The following is a 4,958-nucleotide window of genomic DNA, read 5'->3' as shown; positions in this document are numbered from 1 at the left end:
CAGTCCCGCTATCATATTAGCAATTGCATTGGAAGAACCTAATGAAAACAAAACACCAACAAATACAGAAACCCCTTGGAATATTGGCGAATTGGATCCAGGCAAATAGGGAAAGATAATCACTAACATAAAAGCATAGATTAAGACTTTTATGATATTAAAAGTAGGTTTAGCCCAATCACTGTAAAAACCTTCAATTTTGATTTGACCTTTCTGGATCTCATCAACAAAAAACTTAATAGCTTTCAATAGATACTGGAACAATATTACAATTACCAGTATGGAAATTAAATTCGGCAAGAAATCAAGAAACCCCATCAATGCGGCTTTTGCCGGAGAAAAAATCCATTTCAAAAGAGTGGTTGCATAAGCTTCCGTTTCAGGAAAAACACTAAAAATTGCTGGTAAAGAAATATAAAATGTAAAAATCAAAACGACTATCCGAACCAATGATACAGTCTTTAAAACGAATTCCAAATGCCTTTCTGGCGAAAAAACATAAGACTCTTTAATTTTTAATCCCGAAAAATACCTTTCCTGCCTTTTGATAAGAAAAAGTCGAAACCATCTAAACAGTCTATTGATTGCAAAAACAATTATAACTATTAAGCTAATCAACAACATTACAAGTCCTATCCTTTTTAACCAATTCTCAACTGCATTATTTTCTTTTTGAAAAAGTACACTCTTTTGAATAATAGCAAGGTTTTTTTGAGCCAAGGCAAAGTTACTGGTGCCTATCGTTTTTCCATCAAGGTCCGTAACCGACATTACAACAAAATCACTATTATAGACAATATCAACACCAAAATCAGATTTGCTAAGCTTCAATGAATCTTTCTTAAAAAAGGGATCTTTATAAAGCAATACTATTCTGCTGGCAATAGCATTAGCACGATTCTCGGCATTAAAAGATCCTATTCTGTTATAGACGAAAAATAAGGTATCTTTAAAAGGAGTAATAGGATAACCTTTTAAACTAGGAGCATTTTGATGAAGCATAACACTTCCTGTTTTATCACTTTTTAAACTTGAAATACCACTCTTTTGAGGTTGGGAAAACAACAATATTGAGCACCCAAGAAATAAATACAGTATTGTAGTTTTAAAATTCATCATAGTGCAAAAGTTTTCCATTAATTTATAAAAAAGTATCTAACATTAGAAACTATACTTACAAATATAAAAAAACTAAGCAACAAAATTTTAAATATATCAAACAGAGAAACTTATAAATTCAATCTACAATTGAAACTATTTTTTTTTCTTTATTATCAAAAGAACCTTATCCAAAGTTTGATTAATTTCTGGAGAAACAACAAATTTATAATTGATAAATACATAGACTATAGTTACCAAGATTGATTTTAATCCAATAGCAATAAGTGGATTTATTGGAAATTTCCAATAATAAAATAATAAAAATACAACAAAAGTTATCCCAATAGAATGCAATGTTTGTTTAGTGAATGGATACAAATGCATACGTTTTACAACAAAAAGTAATTTGGCCAAACTATAACAAGTGATAGATAATAAAGTAGCAAATGCAGAACCGATAATTCCAAATAATGGGATAAAAATCATATTTAATACTACAGTCAAAACCACTAATCCAACTCCTAAAAACAATACTGCACGATAATATTTTGAATTAAAGATAATTGCATTATTATTACCCAATATCAAATCAAAATATTTAGACAAACCAATCATGAACACTACAGTAATTCCACCGCTATAATCTTTTGGTACTAATTCGTATAACTGATTGATATTAACAAAAATACAAAGCATCACAAAACCACCTACAATCTGTAAATTAATGGACGTTTTTTTATACAGATTATTCAACTCATCATGTTTGTTTTCGTGCATTAATTTTGCGGTAATTGGATACACTATCTGGTGCATCGCACGACTTGGAACAGAAATAACCAAAGCGATATAAGTAGCTACCGAATAATATGCAATGTTTTCAATCTTCATATACTGATTCAACATTATTTTATCACCATCCAGTAATAAATTAGCAACACTACCTGACAAAATAATATAAAAAGTATACACCAAGATGTCTTTCACATTTTCCGGAATAACAAATTGAAAAACAGGTCTTTTTATGTAAAAAGCATAAAACATAGTAACAATCAATGCTAATAAATAAATACCTGCAGTAACATAAACAAACTGCACTACAGTTATCCAATTATAATACACACCGATTAAAGTAATCAATGAAAATAAACGCAAGCCTACTTCCTTTATGAAATTTCCAAAAACAGAATGCATATGAACTCTTGCCCACGCATAAAATATCTCGAAATAAGCCATGCACAAACCAGTGAATGGAATCAGTAAAATAAATGTTTTAACGACAGGGTTTTTCTTTGAAACAAAAGTTAAGATATCGTCAAAGAAAAAGAAACCTATTATTGCTAATGGAATGCACATCAATAACGGAAATAAAACCGTAAAAGATAAAAACTGGGAACGCTCTTTTTCAGTCTGGTATTGGGCATAAAATTTTACCAGTGTATTTTGCATTCCGATCGCAAACAAAGGCATAATAACGTTTGCAGCCGAAAGTATATAATTAGTTAAAGCATAGTAAGTGGCTCCCAAAAAAATTGGATATAAATACAATGTATTAATAGCCCCAATTCCAAAGCCTATATAAGTTATTATCGTATTTTTTAACGACTGATTTAATACTATGCCCATTAATAGGTTTTTAAAGTTTAAGGTTTAAAAGTTTAAAGTTCGAACACCTTAAATCTTTGAATTAATTAATTGTGCCAAATCTTTGGTCAAATTCTTTCTGGAATATTTTTGCAAACCTACACCATAGGATTGTAATTTTCCTTCCAAAAACTGATTATAATAAGACACAATCGTATTTTTTAATTTTTCTTTCTCTGTATACTCAAAAAACACTCCTGTATTTGTTCCTGTAATTATCTCCGCAAAATCAGAATCTTTCGGACCAATAGCGATAATTGGCCTATTCGAAACCATATATTCAAATAATTTGCCAGGAATGATACTCTTCGTTTCTTCCGAATTTATCTCGATAAGCAACAAAACCTGAGAATTTCTTTGATGCGCCACTGCTTCAGAATGGGCAACATATCCTAAATTATTCAAATACGAATCCAAACTAAATTGTGAAATGGTATCCAATACTTCTTGGCTGACAGCACCAATTAATTTTAGCTCCAAATGAGACTTAAAATCTGGAATTTCTTTTAATAACTCAGCCAAAGATTCCCATAATATAATTGGATTTCTTTCGGAAAGAAAAGAACCTATATGAGCAAGACTAAATTTAGAATCTAAAGCCACTTTTGTTACTGGCTCAGTATCATAGCCATTGGTAATAACTGCTATAGGTTTATTGGTTATTGCTTCGAATTCGGTTTTGGTAGTTTTACTGGTAACAATAACAGTATCGGCAGTATTCAAAACTCTATATTCAAGTGCTTTGTGCTTTCTTTCAGCTCTAGTTGATAATCGCAATGATTTGTGATAACCAATAGTAGTCCAAGGGTCTCGAAAATCGGCAAACCAAGTAATTTTCAATTTCTGCTTTAAAACCAATCCAATCAAATGCAAACTATGTGGTGGTCCGGAAGTGATTATAGTATCTATATTATTTTCTGCAATGTATTTTTCCAAATAAACAACTGATGGCTTTACCCAATAAACCCGAGCATCCGGAATAAACAAGTTTCCTCGAATCCACAACAATGACTTATCAAGAAAAGTTTGCTTCTTTTGGTTTGGAATAATACCTGAACTAATTTTTTTGGTTTTATTTTTAGAAAAAAAAGAAGCCAATTGGTACGGCTCAAAAATTTTATGCTTTAAAATAATTGCTTTCTCCGAAACTTCTTTTTCCAAATTCGTATCAACTATTGGATAAGTAGGATTCTCAGGAATATAAACGATTGGCTGAATATCAAAATCAGGTAAATATTTCACAAACTTAAGCCAACGCTGAACGCCTGGCCCTCCTGCAGGTGGCCAATAATAAGTTATAATGAGGATTTTTTTTGTATCCAAAATGATAAGGATTTGTATTAAATAATTAAATCAAGAATAAACCCCGACAATAATCGGAAAGTTAATTCAAGTTCTTAAATCCATTCTTTTTCTCAAAGTACAATCCACCTACTAAAAGAAATAACATTCCGATGCAACTAACAAGTGTGATTGCACTTCCTGTTTTTATCACTTGAGGCTCAAATTTGAATTCTATAGTATGCTTTCCAGCCGGAACCACTATCGCTCTCAAAGTATAATCAGCTCTCATGATTGATGTCTCTTTACCATCTACAAGAGCTTTCCAACCTTTTTCATAATACATCTCAGAGAAAACGGCTAAACCCTCTTTTGTATTGTTTGAAGTATACTTTAAATTATTTGGTTGGTACGAATCCAAAGTTATAGTAGCCGAGCTATCTTTGGCGAAAATCTTATTTTTAATATCCAAAAACTCATTTACGTTGATTACAGCCACTTTTTTAGAATTCAATTTATCCAAAGCTTTCATCTCTTCGTCTGAATTTTTAACGAATTCAACTTGATCCACAAACCAAGCATTTCCATTAGCATCCGGATTGATAATTGGTTGTTCCTTACCTTCTTTATCGGTTTGAATTACATACTTAACGTTTAACATATTAAGTATTTCTAAATTATTTTTAGCAATTTGATAATCAAACAATTGTTGTATTCTTTTAGGTCTTACAGCACTATATCCACCTATCGCTTTATGAAAATAAGATGTTCTTCCTTGCATCAATCCTTGAATATCAAATACTCTGTAATTTGTTGGATCTTTTAGAATTTCAGCATCCGCAGGAGTTTCTTGAAATGGTACTTCTACATCTCTCGCATTTATAAAATCTTTATTGGATACATAATTTTTGTCCACAAAAAACAAGTCGGAAACC

General features: G+C 31.0%; 3 protein-coding genes and 1 pseudogene. All 4 read right to left on the bottom strand.

Features of this window, described 5'->3' with window-relative positions; genetic code table 11:
• Positions 1-1,119 (bottom strand): annotated as a pseudogene (locus VFS71_RS08830) (mechanosensitive ion channel family protein); the annotation flags it as partial.
• A 135-nt stretch (positions 1,120-1,254) separates the two neighbouring features.
• Entirely contained in the window at positions 1,255-2,724 is a 1,470-nt protein-coding gene (locus VFS71_RS08825; RefSeq protein ID WP_326400681.1) for an oligosaccharide flippase family protein, read from the bottom strand.
• Positions 2,725-2,772: 48 nt separating this feature from the next.
• Positions 2,773-4,065 (bottom strand): glycosyltransferase family 4 protein, encoded by a 1,293-nt coding sequence (locus VFS71_RS08820; protein ID WP_326400679.1) that lies wholly within the window; start codon positions 4,063-4,065, stop codon positions 2,773-2,775.
• Between the two features lie 61 nt (positions 4,066-4,126).
• The coding region (locus VFS71_RS08815) for a YfhO family protein (RefSeq protein ID WP_326400677.1) at positions 4,127-4,958 on the bottom strand (832 nt) is incomplete at its 5' end.

The organism is Flavobacterium sp. (assembly GCF_035760125.1).
Lineage (GTDB): Bacteria > Bacteroidota > Bacteroidia > Flavobacteriales > Flavobacteriaceae > Flavobacterium.
Note: the sequence above shows the minus strand (reverse complement) of the source record. Positions and strands in the feature narration are given on the sequence as shown.